The sequence below is a fragment of the Longilinea arvoryzae genome, assembly GCF_001050235.1.
Classification (GTDB): Bacteria; Chloroflexota; Anaerolineae; order Anaerolineales; family Anaerolineaceae; genus Longilinea; species Longilinea arvoryzae.
On the sequence record NZ_DF967972.1, the window covers coordinates 3,528,474 to 3,555,102 of the forward strand.

The following is a 26,629-nucleotide window of genomic DNA, read 5'->3' on the forward strand; positions in this document are numbered from 1 at the left end:
CGATTAAAACAATCGAAATCCAACGTAAATAAGGAAAGCTTCTTCCTCGCAATTTTCAACTCCTCATTGGCGTATCCGCCAGATACGATTCTACCAGATTTAGCGCTATACTTATCCCATGGGTGACGAAACTTCAGCCGTTGATTTGTTCGGCCAGATGTCGCTTTTTAACGGCCTGGACACAGATCAACTGGCGCAAATCGCAGAACACACCCCTACCCTGGTGCTCTCCAGAAATGAGATCGTATACGAGCAGGGCAGCGAATCGGATACATTTTATATCATTCTCAGCGGACACGTTCAACTCATTCGCGCGTTTCATCAGGCAGAACGGTCCCTGGGTGTGCTGGAAGATAGCGACTATTTTGGCCAGGAAGCTCTGGAACCCGCCCAACTGCGGCAGACGAGCGCCAAAGCCGCCACGGATATCGTAGTCCTGGTATTTGCAGCCGATTATATAAAAGAACTGATCGAACGTTATCCGGTGTTGAAGAAACGCTTCAAAATCATCACCGACAGTTTTCGCTTTTTTCTACAACTGGATTTCCCCTGGCTGGGCCCGCGCGAATCGATCTATTATATTGGCCGGCGCCACATTGCCTATCTGATTCCCCGGCTAATCCTGCCGGGTCTGATGATCCTGTTGCTGCTGCCGTTGTGGATCTCTCTGTATGTCTCCCTTCACATGCTGATCTTTTTCTATTTGATTCTGGCCACAGCCCTGATCGGCGCAGCCTGGGTGACCTGGGTGGCCTTCGATTGGAGCAACGACTATTCGATCATCACCAACCGGCGCGTTTTGTTTCAGGAGAAAATCATCCTGATCTATGACAGTCGCCAGGAAGTCCCCCTGGACGCGGTGTTGGCGGATGATGTGACCACCAGCCAGATCGGGCGTTGGTTCGATTTCGGCGATTTGATCATCCGCACCTATACCGGCGCCATTACCCTGCCCGGAATTTCCATGCCGTCCGAGGTCAAGGTTCTGCTGGATAACCGCCGCCAGCGGGCCAATATTCGCGCCCAGCGGAATAAGCGTCAGACGATCCGCAGCACCATTCGCCAGCACCTGGGCATCGACGAAGAAATGCCCACCGAATCTTCATCCGAAGAAGCGATCAAGCCGACCATCCACACCGGCACCCTGCCCAACGCGCTTTCGAACCTGTTCATGCTGCGTACCGAAGTCAACGGGGTCATCACCTATCGAACCCACTGGTTCATTTTATTGAGTAAAGTGGCTCTCCCCTCTTTACTCCTTTTCCTGACCCTGACCTTGCTGATCGCTCGACTGGTCAATGCGGTTACATTTTTGAGCATTCCATCCACAGTACTGCTCTGCCTTTTGCTCTTTCTCATCTTTGGCTTATGGGAACTTTACCAGTACGTCGATTGGAGTAATGACCGCTACATCATTACAGACAGGGAACTCATCGACGTCTATAAACGCCCCCTGGGCGTCGAGCAAAAACGCACCGCGCCGTTGGAAAATATCCTGAGCATCGATTACGAGCGTCCCAACCTGATTCACCTGATCCTGAACTTCGGCACGGTTTACATTCGCATTGGTGAAGCCTCATTGACCTTCAATAACGTTTTCAATCCGGCCGATGTCCAACGGGAAATTTTCGAACGCTTCTTGAGCAAAAAATTACAGAAACAGCAACAAAGCGACGCAGACGATCAGCGTCGGCTGGCGGAATGGCTGGAAATCTACCACCAGGAAGTTACCGGCCCGGTCGCGGGAGAAGAAAATCCGGATGACGAAGAGGAAGAAAACGAGTAAAATAAGGCCGTAGTTCTACTGATTTACCCGGTAAAGAGAGAAAAAATGGCAATTCGTCAAATCGTTTTCTTACCCGATCCCGTTCTACGGCGAAAGGCGCATAAAGTAACAAACTTCGATTCCGATCTGCAGGTGCTGATCGATGATATGGTGGATACCCTGCGCGATGCCCCCGGCGTCGGGCTGGCGGCCCCGCAGGTGGGCGTTTCGCAGCGCGTGGTCGTCATCGAGTATCAGGAAGACGAAGAGGATGACGATTCTCCCAAGAAACTGTACGTCATCGTCAACCCGGAGATCATCCAGACCTCGGAAGAAACCGAAATGGGGATCGAAGGCTGCCTTTCGATCCCAGAATTGGTTGGCGAAGTAGAACGCCATTTGGCCATCACCGTCAAAGCACTCAACCGCCGCGGACAACCCGTGAAATATAAAGTCAGCGGCTGGCTGGCGCGCATCTTCCAGCATGAAATCGACCATCTGGACGGGGTCATGTACACGGATCGCGCTACGCGAGTGTGGAAACCGCGTGAGGGAGAAGAAGCGCCGGTCGATTAGCATGCACCTGTCGCATCTTTCACTGACCAATTTTCGCGCGTTCACCCGCCTGGACATGGATTTGCCTGGGCGGATTCTTTTGTTGGTGGGCGACAACGCCCAGGGAAAAACCAGCCTGCTGGAAGCCGTCTATTATCTGGCGACCTTCAGCTCATTTCACGCTCAAAACGATCGCCAGTTGATCAACTTCGTTGCCGGTCAGTCCGCCCAGGCGGTCACCCGTCTGGTGGCCGATTATCAGGTCGACACCCACAAACATCGCCTCGAAGTACGTCTGATTTTGGAAGCCGTTGGCGCAAATGGCACCCGGCTCCGCAAGGAAATCCTGGTCGACGGGGTGAAGCGCTCGGCCAACGAAGCCTTGGGTAAATTCACGGCCGTCATCCTTCTGCCGCAAATGACGCATATTCTCGAAGGCGGGCCCGAAGAAAGACGCCGTTACCTGAACCTGGCGATCTCCCAGGCGATTCCGGGCTACGCTCAGGCTTTAGCTGACTATACGCAGGCAATTACCCAGCGCAATGCGCTTCTCAAGCAACTGAATGAACGCGGCGGCGACCCCGGGCAGCTGGCTTATTGGGACGAAATGGTTGCTTCGCGCGGCGCCGTTCTCATCTATAATCGCATTCACGCCATCGAAGAATTGGAACGCCTTGCAGCGCGCACGCACGACCGCCTGACGCACGGCGCCGAAGTGCTTCGCCTGGTCTACCATCCCTCCTTCGATCCCCTGCCCATGCCCGAAGGGCAATACACGCTGCCCATGCAAACCACCCTTCAACGTACCAGCCTGGGCGTTGAAAAAATCCGTCAGGGTTTTCTGCAGCGGCTCTCCGAAATTCGGGGCGAAGAAATAGCCCGCGGCGTGACCACCATCGGTCCCCACCGCGATGAAATTCGCTTTCTCGGCAACGCCATCGACCTCGGCGATTTTGGCTCGCGCGGCCAGGTTCGCACGACGCTGCTTTCCCTAAAACTGGCGGAAGTGGATTGGCTGAAAGAGAAAACCGGCCATTGGCCTGTTTTGCTGTTGGATGAAACGCTGGCGGAACTGGATTTGCAACGCCGCGCCGATCTGCTGGAATACCTTAGCCACTGCGAGCAGGCCCTGCTCACCACCACCGATTTGCACCTCTTCTCCGAGGAATTTGTGGCTCAAAGCAAGGTATGCCGGGTCGAAAGCGGCATCGTCAGTTTGGAATAATTACAGAGATTTTTTGGCAGCCAGGCCCACCCGGCGCGGATATTGCGGGGGCGTGCCGGCAATTTTATCGATAATGACCAGGAAGCGTTCCTCGGCAATGCCGGGCAGTAGCACCGGTTTGAGCTGCCGCAAGCGTCCCCCCAACAATTTGATGGCCCGTTCAGCCTGCTGCACTTCCGCCGGTCCGCCCTCACCCTTTTGGGCCAGCACCCCGCCGCCGATCCGGACCAATGGAAGAAGGTATTCCACAAGCACCGGCAGGTTGGCAACGGCTCGCGCCACCGCCCAATCGTATTGCTCGCGGTGAGCGGCCTGCTGCCCGATTTCCTCCGCCCGCGCCTGCAGTACCAGGACTTTTTCGAGTCCCAGTTCCTTAACCACCAGCCGGCAAAAATCGGCCTTCTTGCCGACCGATTCGACCAGGGTGAGCTGCATGCCGGGATTCATGATCTTCAGTGGGATACCCGGGAAACCCGCCCCGGTACCGACGTCGATCAAGCGTCCGGGTGGGTTGTCGCGCCAGGCCTGGATGCAGGTCATGGAATCCAGGAAATGCTTGGTTCGAACGCCTTCCACATCGCGCACGGCGGTGAGGTTAAATCGCGCATTCCACTCCATCAAGAGCTGCTCGTAACGTTGAAAAGCAGCCATCTGCCGGGCGGATAGCTTCAAACCAATCAAATCTTGCATTTCTTTACACAATTTTTCCATGCCAGCCTTATTATACTTGCGGATATGAATTGGCAATAAATGAAAATTAGAAAAGTTTGCGATTCCAAATTTGTGAGTTGGCGCCAATTCGGCACAGGTGCATTAAAATAATTGGTCATGAAGAGCCATTGGATCTTTCTGTCTCCCCACCTGGATGACGCGGTGCTCTCCTGCGGCGGGATGATCTGGCAGCAAATTCAGGCCGGCGGGCGGGTGGAAATTTGGACGGTCTGCGCGGGTGAGCCGCCCGCTGGGCCGCCGCCCGAATTCGCGGTCCAGATCGAAAAACGTTGGCGGACCGGAACGCAATCGGTTGCGGCGCGGCGGGCTGAAGACATCGCTGCCTGTGAGCGGTTGGGTGTACAGGCCGTGCATCTGGACCTGCCGGATTGCATTTACCGGCGTCTGCCGGATGGCAGCCCGCTGGTGAATGGTGAAGAGGACCTGTGGCAGCCGCTTCCTGACACTGAACTGCCGCGAGTGGATGAATTGGCCGGTCTACTTGCCCGCTGTTTGCCGACCCGCTGCCGGCTGGCCGCTCCTCTTTCCATGGGGGATCACATCGATCACCGGCTGGTTCGAACCGCTGCGCTGAAATTAAAGCGCGCGATCCATTTCTACGCCGATTTCCCTTATGCGGCCCATTCGAATATGAATCTGCGATCGTACATCCAATCGGACTGGCGGCGGGAACGGTTTACGGTCTCGGAAGCCGCCCTGGATGCCTGGCAGTCCGCGGTGGCCTGCTATGCTTCGCAGCTCTCTTCTTTCTGGAGTGGGAAGGACGAAATGCGCGCTGCCTTGCGCAGATATAGCCAACAGGGCGGCGGCAGCTTACTATTTCGCAAACCAGAATAAAAGTTCATGCGCATATATTTCCGAAAGCTTATGTGCTATACTGTTACCATGCAGGCAGACCGTACCTATTGGCCGGCTTGGGGTCGATTCTTGCATCGGTGGGGATTAGCCGAACCATTTGCCGTATTGATCGAAACTGCCGGTCCGCTCAAATTGCTTTTTGCACAACTGGTTTACCTTGGTCAGCCGCTATTTACCAGCGGCGGCACTCAAAAATGGCAGGCATTTGCCAGCCTGCTGGAAAACGAAGCGGAAAGCCGGTCCTTTGCCGCGTTTATCCGTAAGGAGGAAGCCCGGTAATGAGCATTGAAAGCATCGCTGGCCTGATCATCGTGGTGGCTGGGATGGGGTTGATGATCCTCTTCTCGCTGCCCTTTGCCAACAAAAAACGAACCGTCTTCCGACCCATCACCGCTTTTATGAGCCTGCGCCGCGGCATCGGCCTGGCTGTGGAACAGGGCACACGCTTGCACATCTCCCTGGGTAAAGGCGACCTGCTGAGCAGCAATAACACCTCGGCGTTGGTCGGCCTGACAACCCTGGAGCGTATCGCCCGATTGAGCACCGCCAGCGACCGACCGACCGTGGCCACATCGGGCAGCGGCAGCCTGGCCATCCTGAGTCAGGACAGCCTGCACGCTGCCTACCGTATCGCCAATGCCGCCGAACAGTACGACCCCGACCGCGGGCGTCTGGCTGGTCCAACGCCGTTTTCGTATGTCGCCGGTGTTTTACCCGTCGTGCGCAGCGAGCATGTTTCCACTCACCTTTTGATTGGCAATTTTGGCCCGGAGATCGGCATCGTCACCGAAGAAGCCGATCAGGTTTCCGCTTTCACCCTGGCCGCCAGCGATTCACTGCCCGCGCAGGCGGTGCTCTACGCCACCACTCAGGAGCCCTTGATCGGTGAAGAGCTGTACGCCGTTCCGGCCTACCTGCAGGCTGGCCCGATCTACACCGCCAGCGTGCGCGCCCAGGATATCCTGCGGTACGGATTAGCCGGAATCATCCTGGTGGCCGTCATCTTAACAATGGTGGGAATCTTATGAGAAATCCTGTCGCCACCGCCATCGCCATTGCCGTCGGCATGATCATCCTAATCGGTTATTTCATCCCCCTCGGGATTCTCACGAATCTTCGCACTTACTTGCTCGATTGGGCCATTGGCCTGGCGGGCGTCGCATCACTGGTCGCCATCATCAATCTGGTGCAGGTGCACCTTCATAAGATTCGCGATAAGCGCGAACCGGATCGTTTCAGCATCTTTTTGATCATTGCTTTTCTGGCGACCTTTGTGGCAGGGTTGATTCTCGGACCGGCTTCAGGCACTTTCCAGAATATCATTACCTCCATTCAGATACCCATCGAGGCCAGCCTCATGGCCGTTTTGGCCGTCAGCCTGACCTACGCGAGCCTGCGATTGTTCAAGCGCCGCAAGGGCTGGATGGCTTTGTTATTCGTGATCAGCACCGTTGTTTTTCTGGTGGTCGGCAGCGGTTTTCTTTCGATCGGTTCCCAAATTCCACTGCTGCGCGATATTCTCGGGGCAATCAACATGCTGCCCATTGCCGGCGCGCGTGGAATCCTACTCGGGGTTGCCCTGGGTGGATTGACCACCGGTCTGCGAATTCTGATGGGCGCCGACCGCCCGTATAGTGGATAAGCCCATGGCCGATATTCGCTGCTCGAAATGTCAAACTCTGAATCCCGCCGGCGCCACCGTTTGCAAGAATTGCGGCCAACCTCTGGCGGACGAATCGATAAGCTGGCTGGACAGCCTGCGGAGCGGTACAGCATCTTCCGCCTGGGAAGAACCTGAAACCAACGCCAAAGCTGCCGAAGATGCTCAACCCGAGGATACTCCAGATTGGCTGCAACGGATTCGCCAGCACAACCAGGAGGAACAGGCCCGGTCCGAACCACCGGCGCCCGCGGAAGAACCCTCTGAAGATCTTCCGGAATGGCTGCGCGATATCCAGCAATCTTCTTCCGGTCAATCAACGGGTTCCGAAACAGGCGGGAATGCGGATTGGCTTCAGAATTTGCGCTCCTCCGAATCGGCCATGTCCAGAGGCGATTCTGGCCCGAGCGAGATACCCGCTGCCGGTTCGTTGCCTTTTGCGAGCGAACCTTCCGAAGAGTCCGGCGAAGACACGCCGGATTGGATGAAAAACCTTGAATCCTGGAAAGCAGGCAAAGAGGCAGAATCAACGCCCCCGGATGATTTTCCCGATCGGGTCAACCCGGATCAACCCTCCGCGCCGGCAAATTCCGCGTTCGAGGAAGATGACCAGGAATGGCTCACCCGGCTTTCCCGGCAGAGCAGCGGCCAGCCTTCCGCCGCCGGCTCCTCGGATTCGGATTGGGCAGCCGGGCTTCAAACTGGTTCTGAATCTTCTTCGCAGGACGCCGCTCCCGAAGAAAGGGACGCATCCAAACCGGCAGCCGAAGAACCCCCCGCCTCAGCCGCCGAGTCATCCGATCTGGACTGGTTGTCCAGCCTGCAAGCTGTTTCCGGGCCGGCCGCTGAAGATCTCCCCGCGGAAGAACAACCTGCCGTATCCGGTGAGGATTTCGATTGGATGAGCCGCCTATCTGGCGAAACGCCGTCCACGGAGCCAGACTCGGGCGCAGCTTCGAATCCATTTTCCAGTTCAGACTTCCCACAGAGTCAGGGGGAAGGTTTCTCCTGGGAAGGAGAAATTCCGGGTCAGGAACCTCCGACTGGCGATCCACCCGAAACGCCCGATTGGCTGCGTGCGTTCGGTACGCATCAACCTGTAATGGACTCGGGCGCCAGTAGCGAACACCCATTCGAATCCTCGCTTCCTGAAGAGGGCGAATCCGGGCAGCCTTCCGGTGAATTACCGGATTGGCTGAGCAAATTCTCCTCACAAGAGCCCGAACGGCTCGCGGACGAGACCCAGCCCGATTCCACCGGCGAGTCAAAGCCAAACGTTCCAGACTGGTTGAACAACTTTCCCTCGACAGAGCCTGAACCACCTGCCGCCGGTACGCAGGCTGAGTTCACGGGCCAACCCGAGCCGACTGAGCCTGAAAACGTCCCTGCCTGGCTGAACAATTTCCCCGGGCAGGCGCCTGAACAACCCGCCGCCGAGATGGAGGCTTCGCCAGAATCCACGGAAGAACCAAAACCATCTGAACCGGAAAATGTTCCGGATTGGTTGAAACAATATCCACCGGCGGAACAGACCTCACAGCCCGCCGAGCCGGTCGCTCCCATTTCCGAAGAACCTCAGAACGAGAAATTTACCTGGCAGTCGCTGGGCATCCAGGAGCCCTCCGAGGCCGAAAAACCCGAAGAAGCGGCGACGGATTTGCCCTTCGCCGGCGCGAATCTGCCGGAATGGTTGGATCAAGCGGGAAGCGCAGAACCGCGCCTCCCCCTGGACGAAGAATTGATTCCCCCGGCAAAACCCGCCAGCGAATCGGAGACTCCCACGCCATTCGCGCAATCCGAAATTCCCGATTGGTTGGGCGAATCGGGTCCAGCCGCCGCCGCCGCGCAGGCCGCGGGCGAGCATCCCGCCGAGAGTTCCGACAAACCCCTGGAAGCCGCCGAACTGCCCTCCTGGCTGCAATCCATGCGCCCGATCGAAACGGTCGCGCCAAAGCCAATTTCGGCTGAAGAAAAACGCATCGAAAAAGCCGGGCCTCTGGCCGGTATTTCCGGCGTGCTGCCCACCGAAGATCTGGTCGGGCAATATATCAAGCCGCCTTTATATACGGTCAAATTGCGCGTGAGCGAAAAACAGCGTGTCCACGCTTCGCTCATCGAAAGCTTGATCGGTGAAGAGACCCAGTCCCAGGCCATCCCGGCCGAACGAAGTGAAGCGCCGAAACGCGTGCTGCGCTTCCTGGTGGCCATCGTACTCATACTGGCCATCCTTCTACCAATGTTGAATATCCTGCCGTCTTTCCCGGCTCCGGATATCCTGCCGCAGGAATTAGTGGCCTTCGAGCAGGTCATGAGTGATGAGACGATCATTCCCCAGGGTTCGGCAGTGTTGCTGGCGCTCGAATATGAACCCGGACTCTCCGGCGAAATGCAGACCGCTTCAGAAGCGGTGATTCGCCAGCTCGCCGAACGGAATGTCAGTCTGACGGTCATTTCCACCTCACCCACCGGATCGATTCTGGCCGAATCTCTGCTGAACAAGGCAAAATTCGATTCCGCGAAAGTGGTTAACCTGGGTTATCTGGCTGGCGGAAGCACGGGCCTGCAGAGCTTTGGCCTTTCGCCGGTTCAGGCGGCTCCGGCCACCCTTCAGGGCCAACTCGCTCCCTGGAACAGCGGCATTTTGGCGGGTATTACTCATTTGAGCGATTTCGCGGCTACGATCGTACTGACCGATGATCCGGATAAAGGCCGCACCTGGGTCGAACAGATCCAACCGACGCTGGATGGAAAACCCATGTTGATGGTTTCCAGCGCCCAGGCTGCTCCGCTGCTGCTGCCCTATTACAATTCCGGCCAGGTAAAGGGCATCATTTCGGGCATCAACGGCGCCGCCGGGTATGAAAGTCTCGTACAGAGCAGTGGAACCGCCACCCTGCTGCGCGGCTCCTATCAGTATGGGATGTTACTGGCTGCTGTATTGATCCTGGTTGGCGGGTTAATCACGGCAATTGCTTCGTCGATCACGCGCGGAAAAGCGGAAAAAGGGGCATAGATGGAAACCGCCGATCTGATCTGGACTATCGTGGGCTTTGTACTGACACTGCTGGTTCTCAGCTACGTGCTGGGTGACAATCCATTCTTTAAACTGGTTTCCTATCTGTTTGTCGGGATTGCCTCCGGAGCGGTGGCCGTGATCGCGATCTATCAGGTGATCTGGCCGAAATTGATCCTCCCGGTGCTGAGCGGAAACTATTTGACTCTCATCCCGCTGCTCCTCTCGGTGCTGCTGATTTGCAAGCTTTTCCCGAAAGTCTCTTTCCTGGGCAATATTTCGATGGCTTACCTGGTTGGCGCCGGGGCTGCGGTCGCCGTCGGCGGCGCCGTGATGGGAACCCTGGTCGCGCAAACCAGCGCAATGGCGGCTCCGTTCGACCTTTCGAGCGCGGCTGCCTCCGGCAATCCGCTCTCGCAAATCGCTGAAGGAGTTTTCATCCTGGTGGGGACACTGGCCACCCTGTTCTACTTCCAATTTTCGGCCAGGGTGCAGGCCAATCAAACCATTCAACGTTCGCAATTCGTGGAAGTGGTGGGCAAGATCGGGCAAGGGTTCATCGCCATCACTTTCGGCGCATTGCTGGCCGGGGTCTTCGGTTCAGCCATCGCAGCGCTGATCGAACGTCTGGCTTTTCTATTGACCGCCTTCCGTTTCTAAACCGAAATTGTTATGACAACTTCACTCATTGACGCTGAATCCGTTCTGGTGTTGGACCTGGGCTCGTTGTATACGAGAGCCCTCTTTTTCGATGTCGTCGACGGGCAATATCGGTTCGTGGCATCGAGTTCGGCGAGTACAACCGCCAATGCCCCCTATCATGACGTCCGTGAAGGGGCCCATACGGCCATCCTGCAACTGCAGGAAATCACCGGACGCGAGTTCACAGATGCTGAAGCTCGTATCGTCGTCCCCACCCAACCCACCGGCGAAGGCGTGGATCGGTTGGTCATTATCTCTTCGGTCGGCTCCGAATTGCGAATCGTTACGATGGGCCTGTTGGACGAAGTTTCGGTCGATAGCGCCAATCGGTTGGCTTCCACCACCTGCAGTCAGATCGTCGAGAGTATCGGCCTGAACGACCGGCGCAAGCCGGAAATCCAGATGGACGCCATTCTGCGCGCCTCGCCTGACCTGGTTATTCTGGCCGGCGGCACCGAACATGGCGCCACCCGATCGATCGGCAAGCTGGTCGAATTGATCTCGCTGGTCTGCCGGGTGACCCCGACCGAAAAACGGCCTCAGATTCTTTTCGCCGGCAATCAGGTGCTTGCCCGCAAGATCAAGGAAATTCTGGAGAAACTGGCGCCCACGCAAATTGCGCCCAATATCCGCCCGTCCATCGACCTCGAAGACCTCAGCCCCGCCCAACAGGTGATGGGGCAAATGGTGATGCAAATCCGGCAAAATCAGATCGGCGGCCTGCAATCCCTGGCCAGCAATGCCAATCTGCCGCCTGTGCCTTCTCCGCAGGCCTTTGGACGCATGATTCGCTTTCTGAGCCATATCTATGACCCGCAAAAAGGGGTCCTGGGCATCGATCTGGGTTCTTCCTCCACCACACTGGCCGTTGGCCAGGCCGGCAAGTTGCTGCTGGACGTGCTTCCGTACGGAACGGGTTATGGATTGCGAGCTGCTTTGCAGCGTTCGAAGCTCGAAGAAATCGAATCCTGGTTGAGCGTTCATGTTCCGCAGGATGAATTGCGCGATTATCTTTATCAGAAGAGCCTTTTCCCACAAACCATACCGACCATAGGTGAAACCTTTGCCATCGAGCAGGCCATGGCGCGCCAGATTCTTCGCCTGGGCAGCCAGCATCTCGAGGCCCAGCGCCAGGGCTTGAGCCATTCCTTCGAACCCATCGTCGTCAGCGGCGGTTTCTTTTCGCAAGCTCCCCTGCCAGGACAGGCCATGCTGGCCGCCCTGGATGGCATCCAACCGGTCGGAATCGGGCTGGTGTTGCTCGACACGCACGGTTTATTGGCCGCGTTGGGCGCCGTTGCGCCGCTCAATTCGATCCTGCCGGTCCAGGTGCTCGAGTCTGCCTTCCAGAATCTGGGCACGGTCATCAGTCCGGTGAGCGACTCACGCTACGGCACGCCCATTCTCAAGGTTCGTCTCGAAATCGAACAGGGAGATGAAATTCGGACGGAAGTCAAACAGGGCGCGCTGGTCAGCCTGCCGCTCAAAACCGGCCAGGTGGCGCGCATCCACCTCGAACCGCTCAACCGCACCGAAATCGATCCGCGCCGCAAGACCGGCGGCAGCTTCAAGATCATCGGCGGTCTGTGCGGTGTGGTCATCGACGCCCGCGGCAGATCGCTCGCCCTGCCGCCGGACGCATCCCGCCGCCGGGATATGCATAAGAAATGGCTGGCCGCTTTGACCAATTGACCCAACCTGGTACAAATGTTGCACCCGTGAGAAGAGACCTATGATTGTACCCGTTACGCACGTTTCACCCCTCGCTACCATACGCCGCTCCCGCCTTTTGCCGGAGAAGGGGCAGGTGCTCGTCCATGCCGGGCAGAATGTCACTGCCACTGATGTCATCGGCGAGGTCCTTCTGCCGGGCGATCATCTGATCGTCGATGTTCGTCGCGCCCTTGGGCTGTCTCGCTCCGCTGAAGCCGAAAAGCTGATCGACCGGCATGCCGGCGAACGCCTTCAAAAAGGGGATGTCATCGCCGAGACAGGCGGAATGCTACCACGCGTGGTGCGCTCATCGGTCGATTGCCAGATCGTCGCAGTCGCCAATGGCCAGGTGGTCCTCGAAACCCAACCCATAAAGATGGCGCTCAAAGCCGGTTTCAACGGCACAGTCACCGAAGTCATGCCCGAACGTGGAGCGGTAATCGAGACCAACGGCGTCCTGATCCAGGGAGTGTGGGGTAACCAACAGGCGGATTTTGGCCTGCTGCTCGTCCTGGCGAAGACGCCGGATGAAGAATTGACCCGCGCCCGTCTGGATGTCAGCATGCGCGGCGCAGTCGTCCTGGCGGGGCATGCCAGCCAACCGGATGCGCTGCAAGCCGCGGCCGAATTGCCGCTGCGCGCGCTTATTCTGGCTTCCATGTCGGCCGATTTGATCAGCCTGGCCGGCACATTGGCCATCCCGATCATCCTGCTGGAAGGTTTTGGCCGCATTCCCATGAATGAGGCCGCCTTTAAATTACTCACCAGCAATGAAAAGCGGGATGTCTGCGTCAATGCCACCAATTGGAATCCGTTGAGCGGTGAACGGCCCGAAATCATCATTCCTTTGCCCGCCAACGGTCTGGATACGAAAGAGATGGCGGATTTGGTGCCCGAAACACGGGTGCGTATTCTGAGCGCCCCCTATCAGGGCCAGATCGGTACCGTCGTTTACATCCGGCCTGGAATCACGGCCCTACCCAACGGTTTGCGCGCCCAGGCTGCCAACATTCAACTCGAAAATGATGAGATCGCTGTTATCCCCCTGCAAAACCTGGATGTGCTAGAATAACATCATTGTGCAGGAAATTTGATCGAGAGAGGTGCCCACTATGAGCCTAAACGATTTCGACGACACCCAGTTTGAGGATTTCTCGCCGGAAGAACAACAACCCGCCGAAGGCGGCAGCCCGGAGCCCAGCGGCGGAAACGGCGGTAACCGTAATTTTATGCTGGCCGTCGGCATCATTGGCGCCATTTTTATCATCAGCCTGATCGGCCTGGGCTTATACATCTTCCTGGGACAACCCCGCCAGACGCAATCCTTGCGTGAAACCGCGGCAGTCATCAATGCCAACAATACGGCCACCGCGATGAGCGCCACCCAATCGGCCGGGCTCAACATTCAACGCCTCACGCAAACTGCGGGCGCGCCCACCAAGACCCCCATCCCTGCCACCAACACGCCAGTGGTCGCCATTCCCACGGCCACGCTCGATCTGACCGCCACCAGTCTGGCAAGCGGGCTAGCTGATCCGGCTGCGCGTACGGCGACCGTGGCTGCATTCCAAACCCAGGTGGCGGCCGGAACGAAGATCACCGGCACCTCCACTGCATTACCGAAAACCGGTTTCGCCGAGGATGTGGGCCTGCCGGGTTTGTTGGGCGCCGCCGCCATTCTCCTGCTGGTCATCTTCCTGGCCCGCCGCCTGCGCATGTCGCAATCCTGAGCCTCTGTACGTTTGCCAGGTGTGAGGAAGCATTCTTTCCCACCGCGCCTCTCTTTTACGATCGTTCCAACATCCGCCCTGACCTGATCCGTCCGGGCGGATTTCGTTAATCATAAACGCGGCCGCCTGTTTGTCGCAGGCGGCCGCGTTCGATCAAGCCAGGTATATCAAGGGTTACACGATACTGGCGGCAATTTGCTCCCCATACCCCAACAGGTCGCGGACCATGGCTGTGCTGCGTCCTTCAGCGTACACGCGCAGCACAGGTTCGGTGCCCGAGGGGCGCACCAACAACCAGGAATCATCGGCCATGATGTACTTGACGCCGTCGATGGTGCTGATTTCTGCAATGGCTTCGCCGCCGATGGTTTTGGGCGCCTGCTCGATCAATTGCTTCATCATTTGTTCCTTGGCGACGGGGCGCTTCAGGCGCAGATCCTTGCGTTCGTAGAAGGCCGGACCGACATCCTCGAGCAGGTTATTCACCAGCTCACCCAGTGGCATATCGTAAGCAGCTACCATTTCAACGACCAGCAGGCCCATCAATACGCCATCCCCCTCGGGAATGTGGCCGTGGAAGGAAATGCCGCCGGATTCCTCGCCGCCGATCAGGACGTCTTCTTTCATCATCCAATCTGCAATATGGTTGAAGCCCACCGGGGTCTCATGCAGGGTCAGGCCATACCGCGCCGCCAGGCGATCGATCATGCGGGTGGTTGAGACGGTGCGCACCACCGAGCCGGTCAGGCCGCGCTTCTCGACTAGGTAGCGCAGCGCCAGCGCCATAATTTTGTGGGGATCGACAAAATTGCCGCGTTCGTCCATCGCGCCGGTGCGGTCCGCATCGCCGTCCGTGGCGATGCCAAAACTGCCCGCTCCCGTGCTGATGGCTCCGGCCAGCGTACCCAGAAAACGCGCAATCGGTTCGGGGTGAACGCCGCCGAAGCCCGGGTTCATCTCGCCGCGCACTTCCGCCACTTCGCAGCCCGTACCCTGCAAAATGCCCCGAATCACACCCCGGCCGGAACCGTACATCGAATCGATGACGATGCGCTGCGGATTATCCGCGATAACATCGAAGTTGATCAGTTTGCGCAGGTGATCGTAATAGGCCGGAATGGGGTTGAAACGTTGAATCAAGCCGTTACTCTTGGCCAGCTCGTAATCCATCAGGTTTGGACCGCGCGCCTGGGCTTCGTTATCGTTCAAATATACTTCCACCCGACGGCACTGTTCCGGAGAAGCTGAACCGCCAAAGGCGGATTTGAGCTTGACGCCATTGTACCGCGGCGCGTTGTGCGAGGCTGTAATCATCACGCCCCCGATGGCGCCCAGGTTTTGAACCGCGTGCGACAGGGTCGGCGTAGGGATATCGGCTTGAGAGATGAACACCGTAAACCCGTTGGCAGCCAGAACGCGCGCTACTTCGGTGGCGTAACGATCGGATAAGAATCGGGTATCGAAGCCGACCACCATTTTTCGTGAATCGATCGGATGATCAGGCACATTTCCATTGAGCCAGGAACCCGACGAGATCGAATCGGCGATCGCCTGTGTAACCAGGCGCAAATTCTCAAATGTAAAGGTATCCGAGATGACGGCGCGCCAGCCGTCCGTTCCAAAATGGATCGTCATAGACTTTCCTAAACTCCTTCAGCAAAGGATCATTTTTGATATTTTTAAAAATTGCCCCTACCAGCTTGGCGCCGGAGTGGCAGTAATCAACAGAGATTGGTTGATCCAGCCCAGTGTTTCGGAATTGACCCGCACGTGCACCCAGGTGACGGAACCATCCTGCACGGTTTCCGGCAAAATCTCGACCAGGCTATCATTGAGCAGGGTGTAAACGATCTTGGAAGTCCCATCCGGTTCGAGCCGGACCAGGACGCCGTTGGATTCCGGCGCATAGACTTTTGCCCACAATGGGGTGGGAATGGGCGTCAGCGTGCGCGTTGGAGTTCCAGAGGGCACCAGTGTGTGGGTCGGAGTGGTCGTCACCATGCGCGGCGACACGGTATCCGTCGGCGCCAGGCTGCTCGTCGCGGTCACGCCAGTGACGGGCGGTTGGGTTGGTTCTGACGGGGTCAGCGGCTGGAAAACGGTCCCCAGGCCCAAAAGCGCCACCGCGGCCAGGATGCAGATCAGGGCCAGACCGGTGACCACCGTATATCCGAAGAAGTTCAATGGCCGCAGGTGCAGCGCCGCCAGGACGATCGCGCCGACCAGCACCGCCCAGGCCAGGTGCACCGCGAAAACGATCAACCCGTTCGGCCACAGGCCGGGCGCGCCCGAAATCAGGCCGAAACCGGCCACACCGGCCGGAAGATAGAGCGCATAGGTCAGGGCCACATTGCTCACCAACGGTTTTACATCCGGCGAACGCACCAGCAGAAAAGTCGTCAGGCCCGCGCCAAGCGTCAGGAGCAGAAAATCGGTCCAGGTGAAGACCGCATGTAGACTCGCCTGTGCAGAAGTCAGAACCGGAAGATATTGCGCGATCCAGCCGGCCAGCGCCCCCATACCAAATACGATCAACCCGCCAAAGAAAACAGCAGCCAGCGATTCCAGGAAAAAGCGCGGGGACCCCAGCAGGGTTCCAAAGGCCAGCCCCATCACCGGAGCCAGGAAAGGCGCGATCAACGCCGACAACACAAACAGCGCCGGCGAATCCAGCAGCAAAGCAGCGACCAGCGCCGCTCCACTGAGGAGGGTGAACAGGTAAAAATCCGCTGAAGGCGTCACCCGATGCGCGACTTCCGCCAGGAAGGCGGCCCGTTCATCGTGACTGCTGCCTGAAAAATTCAGGCGGCGCGAACGCCGGCGGCGAGCAGGCGGCATGGAATCAGGATCTTCGGGCAGGATGGGTTCGATGGAAGGCAGGTTCATTTTCGCAGGGTCGCAACGATTCGCATGGGTTTTTCCAGCAATTCCAATGCAGTGAAAATATCCGGGACCACCAGATCGGCGGCCGACAGCGTTTCCGTGGCGCATCCTTCTCGCGATAGAATCGCGATTCCCAGGCCGGCCGTTTTGAGCATCTCGGCGTCATTGGCCCCCTGGCCGATCGCCACGGCCGTCTCTGCTCCCAGGCTGCGCATAAATTCAGCTTTCTGGGCCGCCTCTCCCCCGGGCTGGATACGGTGTGCATGCAGATTGAGCAGATGATCGATCTCGGCCTGGCCCCCGTGCGTATCGGCAGTGATCAGGTGCACTTCCAGGCGGTCCCGCAGCGCATTCAGCGGTCTGAACAGGCCATCGATCAGGCGGCCATCCAACGCCAGCGTGCCGTTCACATCACATACCAGGTGGTAAAGGCGCAGGGTGGCCCGGCCAGGGATATTCAACTCAATCATGGCATAATTATAATACATACGGTATCATCAGTTTTCAGAGGAGCCTGCCTTTTCAATGATGCATTTTTCATTCCCACCTGCCCGTTGGTCATCTGCCCGTTGGTCGCGCCAGATTGCATTGATCGCGCTCGTTCTCGTCCTGGCTGCGTGCAACAGCGCAACCCCGTTGGCGACCGGCGCCCCCACCGCTGCCATCGATCAAGCCACCGTTACCAGCCAGCCTTCGCCAGAGCCAACCGCGGTGGCGGCCAAAGTAATCCTGGTCAGTGATTCCAGCGCTGCAACCGCGGACGTGCAAAACGCCGAAACGCACTTGACCGCCCTGGCCGCGCAGAACAACATGGCCCTGGTCAAAGCCGAAACGCTTGCCGCCGCCGACCTGACCGCGGATGTAAAAGTCGTCGTCTGGGTGGGCGCAGCCAGCGGCATCACAGATCTGGCTGGCGGCGCGCCGCAGGTCCAGTTCGTTGCCATCACCGCCGGTGATTTGCAGTCTGCTGCCAACCTGAGCGTCATCCGCTCACACCCGGAAGATGTTGTTTTTATCGCCGGATACATTTCCACCCTGATCGCCCCCGACTGGCGCGGCGCCGCCCTGCTCCCCTCGGACGGGCCGCTCGGCGACGAGGTCCAGACGATCTTCGAGAACGGTGGGCGCTTCTTCTGCGGGCGCTGCGCGCCGGCTTACGCGCCCGTGGTTCTCTTCCCACTCAGCGCCACGTTGCCATCCACCAGTCCGGCTTCAGCCTGGCAGGCTGCTTTCGAGACGTTAAATCAAAACGTGATCGAGGTTTTATATGTCAGCGATCCAGCTTCCAGCCCGGAATTGCTGACGCCGCTCAAGGATGCCGGCATCACCCTGATCGGCAGCCAGCCCCCCTCGGCGGAATTACAATCCAACTGGGCCGCGACCGTTCAGATGGACAACGCTTCGGTGTTGGATACCCTCTGGCTGGGCCTGCTGGCCGGGAAACCCGGCCAGACGTTGGAAGCGCCGGTGACCTTGAGCGACATTAATCCGGATAAATTCAGCCCGGGACGCCAGGACCTGGTCCAAACCATGATTTCCAATCTACAAAACGGTCTCGTCGATCCGTTCAGCGTACCGGCTCAATGATGTGAATTTAATTCGCTGGGAGTACCCGTGAACTCCCCGGCAGTCGCCTGGCCTGGCGCGGTGATCCCTTCGCGGCGCAGCACTTTCCAGATTGTCAGCACAAGGATCTTGAGATCCAGGCCGGGCGACCAGTGATCGACATACCAGACATCCAATTTAAATTTATCTTCCCAGGTCAGCGCATTGCGACCGTTGATCTGCGCCCAGCCAGTGATTCCGGGCAGCACCGCATGGCGGCGCGCCTGTTCGGGCGAATAGCGATCCAGATACTTCACCAACAATGGGCGAGGACCCACCCAGCTCATCTCGCCGCGCAGTACGTTCCACAACTCGGGCAGCTCATCCAGGCTGAACGCGCGCAGTTTGCGGCCAAATGAGGTCAGGCGTTCCTGATCCGGAAGCGGTCGGCCGGTGCCATCGAAAGCATCCCGCATGCTGCGAAATTTATACAGGGTGAAAATTTTCCCGTTCAGTCCCGGCCGCTCCTGGCGGAAAATCACCGGGCGGCCTAGTTTGGCGCGAACCAACACCGCGATCACGCCCAGCAGCGGGGACGACAGGATGATGGCCGGGATCGTAACGAACAGGTCAAAGACGCGTTTGATCCGGGGGATGCCGGGTGGGAACAGGTGGGCGCTCACAGCGTCATTGTACCAAAACTATGCGGCTTGGATTATAATTTTAGATAACTTCTCCCGCGCGAAGGTATTCGAGTTGGCGAAGTGGCATTCAACCTTCGTGGAGGCCGCTGAGATGTTATTGAAAATCGCCGTGCAATACTGCACGGTCTGAAGATATCTACCCCGGGCCGCCAGTCTGGCAGCCGAACTGCTCAACAACTTCGAACCCGAGATCGAATCGTTGACCCTGATTCCATCCGAGGGGGGTCGCTTCGAGGTCACGATCAATGACCGCTTGATCTACTCGAAATTACAAACCAACCGCCACGCCGAACCGGGTGAGATTTCCCGTTTGGTCAGGCAGTATCTACAGGAAGGCAATCGATGAGTTTGAAACCTGGTCGCGTTTTTTCCGGTGCCCGCCCCACCGGACGCCAACATTTGGGAAATTATCTGGGCGCAATCAAAAATTACGTCGCACTGCAGGACGAATATGAGTGCGTTTACAGCATCGTCGACCTGCACGCCCTGACCACGCTCGAATCAACCCAGGATCTGCGCCAGAATTCTTACGAAATGGCCCTGGATTGGTTAGCCGCCGGTCTCGATCCGCAAAAATGCATTATTTTCATTCAATCGCATGTCCCGGAAGTCACCGAACTGCATACCATTCTTTCGATGGTGACGCCGCTGGGCAAATTGACCGATCTGCCGACCTTCAAGGAAAAGGCACGCATGCACCCGCACAACATCAACTACGGCCTGGTCGGTTATCCGGTATTGATGACCGCGGATATCGCCCTCTACCGCGCTAACTGGGTGCCGGTCGGCGTCGATCAGGCCCCGCACATCGAATTTTCGCGCGAGACCATCCGCTCGTTCAATTTCCACTTCAACACCAACGCCCTGGTCGAACCGCAGATGAAGGTCACCAACGTTCCCAAAGTATTGGGCATCGACGGGCAGCAGAAGATGAGCAAGAGCCTGAACAATCACATTGAGCTGGCCGCCACTCCCGAAGAAACCCAGCAGCGCGTGTTGAGCATGGTCACCGATCCGGCCCGCATCCGCCGCACCGATCCGGGCAATCCGGACGTATGCAATGTATTCTCCATGCATAAAATCTTCTCCGGCTCCGAAGAAGTGGAGATGATCAACGTGGAATGCCGCCGGGCCGGCATCGGCTGCGTGGATTGCAAGAAACGCCTGGCAAAGAACATGAACGCCAGCTTGCAGCCCTTCCGCGATCGGCGGGCTGATTTCGACAGCAAGCCCGATCAGGTTTGGGATATTCTCCACGACGGCGCCCGCCGCGCAACGGTCATCGCCGAAGAAACCATGCACGATGTCCGCGCGGCCGTAGGCCTGGCGGAGAGGGATTAAGGCGTGCGGGCGGTCGTTCAACGCGTGACGCACGGCAAGGTCAGTGTCGATGGGCGCAGCGTGGCCGAAATTGGCCTGGGTCTGGTGATCCTGCTGGGCATCGGCCCCGGTGACGAGAAAGAAAAGGCGCGCGCGCTGGTGCGCAAGATTTCCATGCTGCGCATCTTTGGCGACGCCGATGACAAGATGAACCTGTCCTGTAAAGACGTCGGCGGTCAGGCCATCGTCGTCTCCCAGTTCACACTGTACGCGGATACCCGGCGCGGAAACCGGCCTTCATTCACCGAAGCCGCCCCGCCCGATCTGGCCCGCCCGTTGTGCGACCGCTTTGCCCAACTGCTCACCGAAGCCGGCATTCCTGCCCAGCAGGGTGAATTCGGGGCCTACATGCAGGTACAGATCGAAAACGACGGCCCGGTGACCATCGTATTCGAGATATGATCCATTTACCAACCAAAAGCGGCAAACGACTTGTTTGCCGCTTTATTATTTAAACTCATTCTTCCCAACCGCGCCACAACACGCCATCCAGGGCAACCGCCCAGGCGCCGGACTTCAATAAGACTTCCCCGTGCGCTTTGGAATACACCCCCGCGGCGGCGATCACGGGTAAGCGGGACCGGCGCGCCGAGCGCAGGGCGGAAAGCACCTGCGGAAACAGCCCCGGTCCGGTTAGATGCCCGCCGGTCACCCGGCCGTCCTCATCCGGCAGCGCGCCGCGCGGCGCCGACAGGCACACCGCGCTGACGCCCAAACCGGCCAATCGACCGATCCAGCCATCTCCGGCAGCCGTCAACGGCGCTTCCACCACCAGCGGGCGCTCACCACTGGCGGCCGCCACAAGGGATAAGGCCTGCTCTCCGTGGATATGAGGTGGAATGCCCAAAACGATCGCCGCCACGCCGTCCAATTCTTCCAAAGCCTGCACCATTTGGCGCACGTTCTCGGGGGAATCGGCCAGCAGGTGGATCCACACCGGTAACGTTGCGCGCGCCCAGCGCGATGCATAGCGCTTGATGGCTTCATTCAAGCCCGGGTTGGCCACGCCGGTATGCAGCAGATAGCCGCCCGAATATTCAATCAGCGTCCGATCTTCGGCCGGCGTCCGCGGGCGCAGGCTGATGGGGTTGGTGACGAAAGCTCCCTGCGGCATGGGAACGGACCAACTCCCGGCCGGGGCGTATCCCAGGCTGCCAGCGGCGTTGATCCAGGGGGACGTCAGAGTTATTTCCTCACGCGGTGAAAAATACACCCTGTCCTCCTTTCTGTGGGACCATCCAATCCGCAAAATCGGAAGATTTACCATCCCGCATCGGTCACCCTTCCAGTTCCTGGATGTCGAAGACGGGTCCGTCCTGGCAGGCCAGGCTCCAACCGGAGCGGGTTCTCACCGCACAAACACCGCAATCCCCCATTCCGCCGCACAGGATGGGCGTCCGCACCAACGCCTGGCCGGGAAAGGGCAGCCGCGTTCCCTCTGTCAGGCCGGCTGCTTCCTGCCAGCGATCGCGCCAGTTGCCGGCCAGGTCCAGGGCGAGATAATCCGCCCACTCCAGTGTTTCGCGAAGTTGTTCGGGCAGCAGCACCTCGACCGCGGACGGCAGTCCATTCGGAATTTCAGCCGAGTAGAGCGCCACGGCGGCGTCCTGAGCCAGGGCCTGCTCTGCCAGCGGCAGCAGCCGCTCGGGGCCGCAGCCCAGCGGCGCCAGGGCCACCCGGCGCGCTCCGGCCGGCAGCCTGAAACCGTTGCCCAACGGCCCGCGCACCTGCAAACGCATGCCGGCTGCCCACGAGACCGGCAGCGGCGGCGCCACCCGTAGGAATTCGCCGGCCTGTCCGGCCGGGAAGAGCGGCGTCGCCAGGGCTTCGGATTGTCCGGGCGCAAACGCCAGCAAATATTGTCCCGGCAGCGGTCGAATGGTCGGCGGGCAAGCCAGCAATCCCTCCAACCCGGCCGGATTCAGGCGCAGTTCGATCAGGTCGCAAAACGCAGTCGGCATGTGACGATTCTAGCCTGAAATCGAAATTGCAGCAATTTCAAAATTCTTATGAAAAATCGATCATTCATCCGGCATAATGACGGGAACAATTTGGAATACCCTGTATAATCGGAATTTCTGCATCTCGCTTTGGAGCACACACGAATGAACATTTCCAGCATTTTCTCAGCTCTGGCCGGCCTGGCCTGGGTCATTGCCATCGGCCTTTTGATTTACTTGGGCTTGCGCGCCAGTCAGGGAAGAGCCATGCGCGGTGGTGGTCGGATCGTCCTGGGCGTCGTCGTGGTGGCGGTCTTTTCCACCGTCCTCGGCGCCGGCACAATTTTCATCGAACCCCAGGAGCGCGGCGTGGTGATTTCCGCGTTTTCACCGACCGGCTACCGCGACAAGGCCCTCGAACCCGGCTTGCGCTGGGTGATTCCTTTCTTCGAATCGGTGATCCGTTATCCCATCTCCAACCAGACCTACACCATGTCGGTGGTAGACACCGAGGGCCAGAACCAGGGAGACGACTCGATTGCCGCCCGCACGGCGGACGGTCAGGAAATCTTCGTGGACGCCTCCGTGATCTTCGCGATCGATCCGAGTAAAGTGATCGATGTCCACATCAAATGGCAGGACCGTTATGCGGACGATCTGGTGCGATCGCAGGCGCGGGGTATCGTTCGCGATGCAGTGTCACAGTACAACGTCGGCGAAGTCGTCACCACCAAACGCTTCGATTTGATCAATGCCATTCGCGCCAACATGAGCCAGAAGCTGGCCGATAATGGACTGATCCTGGTCGATTTCGTGCTGCGCAACATCACCTTCTCCCCCGAATATGCCGCATCTGTCGAACAGAAACAGATCGCCGAACAACTATCCCAGCAGGCAAAATTCGTGGTCGAACAGAAACGCCAGGAAGCGGAACAGGCGCGCCAGGTCGCCCAGGGCGAGGGCGACGCGATTGTGATCCGTGCCAAATCGGATGCCGAGGCCCGCATCATCGAAGCCAAAGCCGAAGCCGAGGCATTGGGGTTGATCAGCGCGGCCATCAAAGATAACCCGGACCTGCTCACCTACCAGTACATCAGCAAACTCTCGCCGAATATCCAGACCATGCTGCTGCCCAGTAACTCGCCTTTCCTGCTTCAGATTCCACAGTATGGTCCGACCCAAACCACCACCACGACCGTACCCACGCCCGAACCGTAATTTGTGGTTTGCCGATCGATCCCCTGTCATCTGGCAGGGGATTTTTATTGGGCCTTATCTCCAAACTGGTATAATACGCTTATGAGCAATCCGACTTTATCGCCGTCCGGTAAACAAATCCGCCTGACCAGCCTCTCGAGCTGCGCGGGTTGAGCATCGAAACTAAGCGCTGAAGCGCTGGCGCACGTGCTGCGCCCGATTGCGGATACTTTCAACCCACAGGATTATCCCGACCTGCTGGTCGGTTTGACGTCGCCCGACGACGCCGCTGTCTGGCGTCTGGATGACGAGCGCGCGATTATCCTGACCACCGATTTTTTCACCCCGGTGGTGGATGACGCTTACGATTACGGCGCCATTGCCGCGGCCAACAGTCTTTCGGATGTCTACGCCATGGGCGGCAAGCCCTTCCTGGCGCTCAATGTCGCCGCGCTGCCGCCCGATCTGCCCTCCGAAATCGGTTCTGAGATCATGCGCGGCGGAGCGGATAAAGCCAAGGAAGCCGGGGTGGTCATCGCCGGCGGGCACACCGTGCGCGATAAAGAGCCAAAATACGGCCTGGTCGTCGTCGGGTTCGTCGATCCGAAGTTGACGCTTTCCAAAAGCGGCATTCGACCCGGTGACCGGCTGGTGCTCACCAAGCCGCTTGGATTTGGTGTGACCACCACCGCGCTCAAACGCCAACAGGCTGCCCCGGAAGATGTGGCCGAGGTCGTCGGCTGGATGAAAAAGCTGAACAAAGTGGCCGGGCAACTGGCCAGCGAATTGGGCCTGCGCGGCGGCACCGACATCACCGGTTACAGCCTGCTGGGGCACGGCTGGGAGATGGCCAGTGCCAGCGGCGTCGGTTTGCGCCTGGAATTCGAGCGCATCCCCTTCGTCTCCTGCGCCCGGAAGTACGCCGATCTGTTCACCTTCCCTGGCGGCGCTTACGACAATCGCGAATTCTTCAACCGGCATTTAAAATTCGATCCGCGCCTGAGTGAAGCCCAGCAAATGCTGCTCTTCGATCCGCAGACCAGCGGCGGCCTGTTGCTGGCTGTGCCGCCTGAAAAATTGGATCGCTTCCGACAACGCGCCGCCGAATTGAACCAGCCGGTCTGGGAAATTGGTGAGGCGTTTGCCGGAGACCATATCGAAGTCGAATAAGGGGTAGGCGCAGACCTGCGTGTCTGCCAATCTCTCAAACGGCCCCGGTTTTGACCGAACAGGATCCAAGAGGTGAAATCATGCCAGCCATGAATTTTGAATCACGCCGTTCGCCTGTCTTTGGGCGCGGCGGCATGGCGGCCGCTTCGCAGCCGCTGGCTGTAGCGGCCGGGTTGAAAATTCTCGCCCAAGGCGGCAGCGCCGCGGACGCCGCGGTGGCCATCGCGGCCGCGCTCAACGTCACCGAACCGACCTCCACCGGCCTGGGTGGAGATGCATTTGCCCTGTATTTCGACGCGGCCTCGAAAAAAGTCAGCGTTTTGAACGGTTCCGGCCGCGCCCCGGCCAATCTCACCTTGGAACGCCTGCAGCGGGAGGGATTGGGCGATGCCCTGCCGCCGTATCATCCATATACGATTACCGTTCCGGGCGCCTGTGCCGCCTGGTGCGATCTTCACGAACGCTTCGGCCGTCTGCCGCTCTCGCAAATTTTGGAACCGGCTGAAAAGCTGGCCGAAGAGGGCTTCCCGGTCGCACCGGTCACAGCTTACTTCTGGCAGCGCGCCGCGCAGGGCCAGCTTGCGCGATCCATCAACGGCCGCGAGCTGACCCTGGACGGACGCGGCCCAATGGCCGGTGAGCTCTTCCGCAACCCCGGGCTGGCCCGAACTTTGCGGGTCATCGCTGAAGGCGGCAAAGAAGCCTTCTATCACGGCCCGATCGCCAGCGCCATTGCAACGGTGATCGCCGAAGCCGGCGGCTGCCTGACCGAAGCGGACCTGGCTGCCCACACCAGTACCTGGGAAGAACCCATCAGCGTCGATTATCGCGGGCTGCGCATCTGGGAATGCCCGCCCAACGGGCAGGGATTGGCAGCGCTGCTCGCGCTCAACCTGCTCTCCGGTTTCGACCTGGCCGCGCTGCCGGCTTTGTCGCCGGAACGCCTGCACCTCGAGATCGAGGCCATGCGCCTGGCCTTCGCGGATGCTTTTCACTATATCGCCGACCCGGCTTTTTCACCCGCGCCGCTGGCCGATCTGCTCAGCCCGAACTACGCCGACATTCGCCGCCGTCTGATCGACCCGCGCAGGGCCGATCTGGAATTTTCACACGGCACACCGCCGGCCGTCAGCGATACGGTGTACTTTTGTGTGGTCGACGGCCAGGGCAATGCCTGCTCGTTCATCAACAGCAACTACATGGGCTTCGGCACCGGCATCGTCCCGCTCGGTTGGGGATTCAGCCTGCAAAACCGCGGGCACAACTTCAGCCTCCAGCCCGGCCATCCCAACGTGCTGGCGCCCGGCAAGCGTCCCTACCACACCATCATCCCCGCCCTGGCCACCCACGCCGTGAGCGGCGATCTCTACGGTCCCTTCGGCGTGATGGGCGGTTTTATGCAGCCTCAGGGCCACATGCAGGTGGCGGTCGCGCTGGTCGATGATGGCCTGGATCCGCAGGCCGCGCTCGACCGGCCGCGCTTTTGCATCGAACCCCAGGCTGCCGGCGGCAAAGTGGCGCTGGAGGAAGGCATGCCGGAAGCGACCCTGCAAAGGTTGGCTGAAATGGGCCACCCGATCGAGATCGCCGGCGGCATGGCGCGCAGCCTGTTCGGCCGCGGCCAGATCATTCGCCGCGATCCGCTCAATGGTGTGCTGTGCGGCGGTTCGGATCCACGCGCCGATGGCCTGGCCATGGTGATCGACGGCTGAGGGCGGCACCATTCGGATCTCCGTTCATGGGGTCACAAAAGGAGGTCGACAGATATTACGATTGTCACTATAACTATAAACAAACCACAGGTAGAATAATGGTTAGTAAGCGTAATCATCTTCACAAGGGGGTGAATGCATAACA

Annotated in this window: 25 protein-coding genes and 1 pseudogene; 19 read left to right on the forward strand and 7 right to left on the reverse strand. The window is 58.8% G+C overall.

The window, feature by feature from the left end:
• Positions 1-118 precede the first annotated feature (118 nt).
• From LARV_RS15835 to recF, 3 genes are read left to right on the forward strand one after another with little or no spacing between them, the layout of a single operon-like run.
• Positions 119-1,786, forward strand: a complete 1,668-nt coding sequence (locus LARV_RS15835; RefSeq protein ID WP_075074550.1) for a cyclic nucleotide-binding domain-containing protein — start codon at positions 119-121, stop codon at positions 1,784-1,786.
• 45 nt (positions 1,787-1,831) lie between these two features.
• The gene (gene def / locus LARV_RS15840; RefSeq protein WP_075074551.1) at positions 1,832-2,341 is read left to right on the forward strand and encodes a peptide deformylase; all 510 of its coding nucleotides are present in this window, start codon (positions 1,832-1,834) and stop codon (positions 2,339-2,341) included.
• Positions 2,313-3,545, forward strand: coding sequence for a DNA replication/repair protein RecF (recF, locus tag LARV_RS15845; protein ID WP_172797898.1), 1,233 nt, complete (start codon positions 2,313-2,315; stop codon positions 3,543-3,545). Before def ends, recF begins: the two co-directional genes overlap by 29 nt.
• On the opposite strand, the gene rsmG is transcribed toward recF, so the two are convergent.
• Positions 3,546-4,256 (reverse strand): 16S rRNA (guanine(527)-N(7))-methyltransferase RsmG, encoded by a 711-nt coding sequence (rsmG, locus tag LARV_RS15850; RefSeq protein WP_075075267.1) that lies wholly within the window; start codon positions 4,254-4,256, stop codon positions 3,546-3,548.
• A 117-nt stretch (positions 4,257-4,373) separates the two neighbouring features.
• On the opposite strand from rsmG, the gene LARV_RS15855 reads away from it, so the two are divergent.
• From LARV_RS15855 to LARV_RS15895, 9 genes are read left to right on the forward strand one after another with little or no spacing between them, the layout of a single operon-like run.
• Entirely contained in the window at positions 4,374-5,114 is a 741-nt protein-coding gene (locus LARV_RS15855; protein ID WP_075074553.1) for a PIG-L deacetylase family protein, read from the forward strand.
• 30 nt (positions 5,115-5,144) lie between these two features.
• On the forward strand, positions 5,145-5,414 hold the full coding sequence (locus tag LARV_RS15860; RefSeq protein ID WP_075074554.1) for a hypothetical protein: 270 nt from the start codon (positions 5,145-5,147) through the stop codon (positions 5,412-5,414).
• On the forward strand, positions 5,414-6,163 hold the full coding sequence (locus LARV_RS15865; protein ID WP_075074555.1) for a DUF6754 domain-containing protein: 750 nt from the start codon (positions 5,414-5,416) through the stop codon (positions 6,161-6,163). The genes LARV_RS15860 and LARV_RS15865 overlap by 1 nt, the downstream gene beginning before the upstream one ends.
• Complete coding sequence (locus tag LARV_RS15870; RefSeq protein ID WP_075074556.1) at positions 6,160-6,777, forward strand: hypothetical protein; 618 nt, start codon at positions 6,160-6,162, stop codon at positions 6,775-6,777. Before LARV_RS15865 ends, LARV_RS15870 begins: the two co-directional genes overlap by 4 nt.
• 4 nt (positions 6,778-6,781) lie before the next feature.
• Positions 6,782-9,808 (forward strand): zinc ribbon domain-containing protein, encoded by a 3,027-nt coding sequence (locus tag LARV_RS15875; RefSeq protein ID WP_075074557.1) that lies wholly within the window; start codon positions 6,782-6,784, stop codon positions 9,806-9,808.
• Positions 9,809-10,468 (forward strand): hypothetical protein, encoded by a 660-nt coding sequence (locus tag LARV_RS15880; protein ID WP_075074558.1) that lies wholly within the window; start codon positions 9,809-9,811, stop codon positions 10,466-10,468.
• 12 nt (positions 10,469-10,480) lie between these two features.
• On the forward strand, positions 10,481-12,202 hold the full coding sequence (locus LARV_RS15885; RefSeq protein WP_075074559.1) for a glutamate mutase L: 1,722 nt from the start codon (positions 10,481-10,483) through the stop codon (positions 12,200-12,202).
• Positions 12,203-12,242: 40 nt separating this feature from the next.
• Entirely contained in the window at positions 12,243-13,295 is a 1,053-nt protein-coding gene (locus LARV_RS15890; RefSeq protein ID WP_152031827.1) for a hypothetical protein, read from the forward strand.
• A 40-nt stretch (positions 13,296-13,335) separates the two neighbouring features.
• Entirely contained in the window at positions 13,336-13,953 is a 618-nt protein-coding gene (locus LARV_RS15895) for an LPXTG cell wall anchor domain-containing protein (RefSeq protein ID WP_075074561.1), read from the forward strand.
• 174 nt (positions 13,954-14,127) lie between these two features.
• On the opposite strand, the gene LARV_RS15900 is transcribed toward LARV_RS15895, so the two are convergent.
• From LARV_RS15900 to LARV_RS15910, 3 genes are read right to left on the reverse strand one after another with little or no spacing between them, the layout of a single operon-like run.
• Positions 14,128-15,588, reverse strand: a complete 1,461-nt coding sequence (locus LARV_RS15900; RefSeq protein WP_075074562.1) for a phosphoglucomutase/phosphomannomutase family protein — start codon at positions 15,586-15,588, stop codon at positions 14,128-14,130.
• A gap of 57 nt (positions 15,589-15,645) precedes the next feature.
• A complete protein-coding gene (locus LARV_RS15905; protein ID WP_075074563.1) occupies positions 15,646-16,839 on the reverse strand; it encodes a DUF389 domain-containing protein in 1,194 nt (397 codons plus the stop codon).
• Positions 16,836-17,324, reverse strand: a complete 489-nt coding sequence (locus tag LARV_RS15910) for an HAD family hydrolase (RefSeq protein ID WP_236709992.1) — start codon at positions 17,322-17,324, stop codon at positions 16,836-16,838. The genes LARV_RS15905 and LARV_RS15910 overlap by 4 nt, the downstream gene beginning before the upstream one ends.
• Positions 17,325-17,361: 37 nt before the next feature.
• Between LARV_RS15910 and LARV_RS15915 the strand changes: the two genes are divergently transcribed.
• Positions 17,362-18,423: a hypothetical protein gene (locus tag LARV_RS15915; RefSeq protein WP_075074564.1), complete on the forward strand. Its 1,062-nt coding sequence runs from the start codon at positions 17,362-17,364 to the stop codon at positions 18,421-18,423.
• Here the strand turns inward: LARV_RS15915 and LARV_RS15920 are convergent.
• Positions 18,417-19,064 carry a sugar transferase gene (locus tag LARV_RS15920; RefSeq protein ID WP_330219127.1) on the reverse strand — a complete coding sequence of 216 codons (648 nt, stop codon included), beginning with the start codon at positions 19,062-19,064 and terminating at the stop codon, positions 18,417-18,419. The two genes, LARV_RS15915 and LARV_RS15920, sit on opposite strands and share 7 nt — an antisense overlap.
• Before the next feature lie 163 nt (positions 19,065-19,227).
• Here LARV_RS15920 and LARV_RS20830 point away from each other — a divergent pair.
• The 3 genes and pseudogenes from LARV_RS20830 to dtd form a co-directional block, all read left to right on the forward strand.
• Positions 19,228-19,431: pseudogene (locus LARV_RS20830) on the forward strand (Rdx family protein); the annotation flags it as partial.
• Positions 19,428-20,426 carry a tryptophan--tRNA ligase gene (gene trpS, locus LARV_RS15930; protein WP_075074565.1) on the forward strand — a complete coding sequence of 333 codons (999 nt, stop codon included), beginning with the start codon at positions 19,428-19,430 and terminating at the stop codon, positions 20,424-20,426. The pseudogene LARV_RS20830 and the gene trpS, both read left to right, overlap by 4 nt.
• Before the next feature lie 3 nt (positions 20,427-20,429).
• Entirely contained in the window at positions 20,430-20,867 is a 438-nt protein-coding gene (gene dtd / locus LARV_RS15935) for a D-aminoacyl-tRNA deacylase (RefSeq protein WP_075074566.1), read from the forward strand.
• 55 nt (positions 20,868-20,922) lie between these two features.
• Here the strand turns inward: dtd and LARV_RS15940 are convergent, their stop codons facing one another.
• Both LARV_RS15940 and LARV_RS15945 read right to left on the reverse strand, forming a co-directional pair.
• A complete protein-coding gene (locus LARV_RS15940; RefSeq protein WP_075074567.1) occupies positions 20,923-21,678 on the reverse strand; it encodes a beta/alpha barrel domain-containing protein in 756 nt (251 codons plus the stop codon).
• A gap of 64 nt (positions 21,679-21,742) precedes the next feature.
• The gene (locus LARV_RS15945; protein WP_075074568.1) at positions 21,743-22,426 is read right to left on the reverse strand and encodes an iron-sulfur cluster-binding protein; all 684 of its coding nucleotides are present in this window, start codon (positions 22,424-22,426) and stop codon (positions 21,743-21,745) included.
• A gap of 144 nt (positions 22,427-22,570) precedes the next feature.
• On the opposite strand from LARV_RS15945, the gene LARV_RS15950 reads away from it, so the two are divergent.
• The 3 genes from LARV_RS15950 to LARV_RS15960 all read left to right on the forward strand — a co-directional run bounded on the left by LARV_RS15950 (position 22,571) and on the right by LARV_RS15960 (position 26,484).
• The gene (locus LARV_RS15950) at positions 22,571-23,623 is read left to right on the forward strand and encodes an SPFH domain-containing protein (RefSeq protein ID WP_075074569.1); all 1,053 of its coding nucleotides are present in this window, start codon (positions 22,571-22,573) and stop codon (positions 23,621-23,623) included.
• An 81-nt stretch (positions 23,624-23,704) separates the two neighbouring features.
• Positions 23,705-24,772, forward strand: a complete 1,068-nt coding sequence (gene selD / locus LARV_RS15955; RefSeq protein WP_083522630.1) for a selenide, water dikinase SelD — start codon at positions 23,705-23,707, stop codon at positions 24,770-24,772.
• A gap of 80 nt (positions 24,773-24,852) precedes the next feature.
• Positions 24,853-26,484, forward strand: coding sequence for a gamma-glutamyltransferase family protein (locus tag LARV_RS15960; protein WP_075074571.1), 1,632 nt, complete (start codon positions 24,853-24,855; stop codon positions 26,482-26,484).
• Positions 26,485-26,629 lie beyond the last annotated feature (145 nt).

What these genes read in the sequence shown, in the direction of transcription:
- LARV_RS15905 (WP_075074563.1), bottom strand. Translation starts at nt 16,839, where the DNA reads ATGAACCTGCCTTCCATCGAACCCATCCTGCCCGAAGATCCTGATTCC.
- trpS (WP_075074565.1), top strand. Translation starts at nt 19,428, where the DNA reads ATGAGTTTGAAACCTGGTCGCGTTTTTTCCGGTGCCCGCCCCACCGGA.
- LARV_RS15900 (WP_075074562.1), bottom strand. Translation starts at nt 15,588, where the DNA reads ATGACGATCCATTTTGGAACGGACGGCTGGCGCGCCGTCATCTCGGAT.
- LARV_RS15915 (WP_075074564.1), top strand. Translation starts at nt 17,362, where the DNA reads ATGATGCATTTTTCATTCCCACCTGCCCGTTGGTCATCTGCCCGTTGG.
- LARV_RS15870 (WP_075074556.1), top strand. Translation starts at nt 6,160, where the DNA reads ATGAGAAATCCTGTCGCCACCGCCATCGCCATTGCCGTCGGCATGATC.
- LARV_RS15865 (WP_075074555.1), top strand. Translation starts at nt 5,414, where the DNA reads ATGAGCATTGAAAGCATCGCTGGCCTGATCATCGTGGTGGCTGGGATG.
- LARV_RS15835 (WP_075074550.1), top strand. Translation starts at nt 119, where the DNA reads ATGGGTGACGAAACTTCAGCCGTTGATTTGTTCGGCCAGATGTCGCTT.
- LARV_RS15860 (WP_075074554.1), top strand. Translation starts at nt 5,145, where the DNA reads ATGTGCTATACTGTTACCATGCAGGCAGACCGTACCTATTGGCCGGCT.
- LARV_RS15890 (WP_152031827.1), top strand. Translation starts at nt 12,243, where the DNA reads ATGATTGTACCCGTTACGCACGTTTCACCCCTCGCTACCATACGCCGC.
- LARV_RS15895 (WP_075074561.1), top strand. Translation starts at nt 13,336, where the DNA reads ATGAGCCTAAACGATTTCGACGACACCCAGTTTGAGGATTTCTCGCCG.
- LARV_RS15885 (WP_075074559.1), top strand. Translation starts at nt 10,481, where the DNA reads ATGACAACTTCACTCATTGACGCTGAATCCGTTCTGGTGTTGGACCTG.
- LARV_RS15910 (WP_236709992.1), bottom strand. Translation starts at nt 17,324, where the DNA reads ATGTATTATAATTATGCCATGATTGAGTTGAATATCCCTGGCCGGGCC.
- LARV_RS15960 (WP_075074571.1), top strand. Translation starts at nt 24,853, where the DNA reads ATGCCAGCCATGAATTTTGAATCACGCCGTTCGCCTGTCTTTGGGCGC.
- def (WP_075074551.1), top strand. Translation starts at nt 1,832, where the DNA reads ATGGCAATTCGTCAAATCGTTTTCTTACCCGATCCCGTTCTACGGCGA.
- LARV_RS15855 (WP_075074553.1), top strand. Translation starts at nt 4,374, where the DNA reads ATGAAGAGCCATTGGATCTTTCTGTCTCCCCACCTGGATGACGCGGTG.
- LARV_RS15950 (WP_075074569.1), top strand. Translation starts at nt 22,571, where the DNA reads ATGAACATTTCCAGCATTTTCTCAGCTCTGGCCGGCCTGGCCTGGGTC.
- LARV_RS15945 (WP_075074568.1), bottom strand. Translation starts at nt 22,426, where the DNA reads ATGCCGACTGCGTTTTGCGACCTGATCGAACTGCGCCTGAATCCGGCC.
- rsmG (WP_075075267.1), bottom strand. Translation starts at nt 4,256, where the DNA reads ATGGAAAAATTGTGTAAAGAAATGCAAGATTTGATTGGTTTGAAGCTA.
- LARV_RS15880 (WP_075074558.1), top strand. Translation starts at nt 9,809, where the DNA reads ATGGAAACCGCCGATCTGATCTGGACTATCGTGGGCTTTGTACTGACA.
- LARV_RS15875 (WP_075074557.1), top strand. Translation starts at nt 6,782, where the DNA reads ATGGCCGATATTCGCTGCTCGAAATGTCAAACTCTGAATCCCGCCGGC.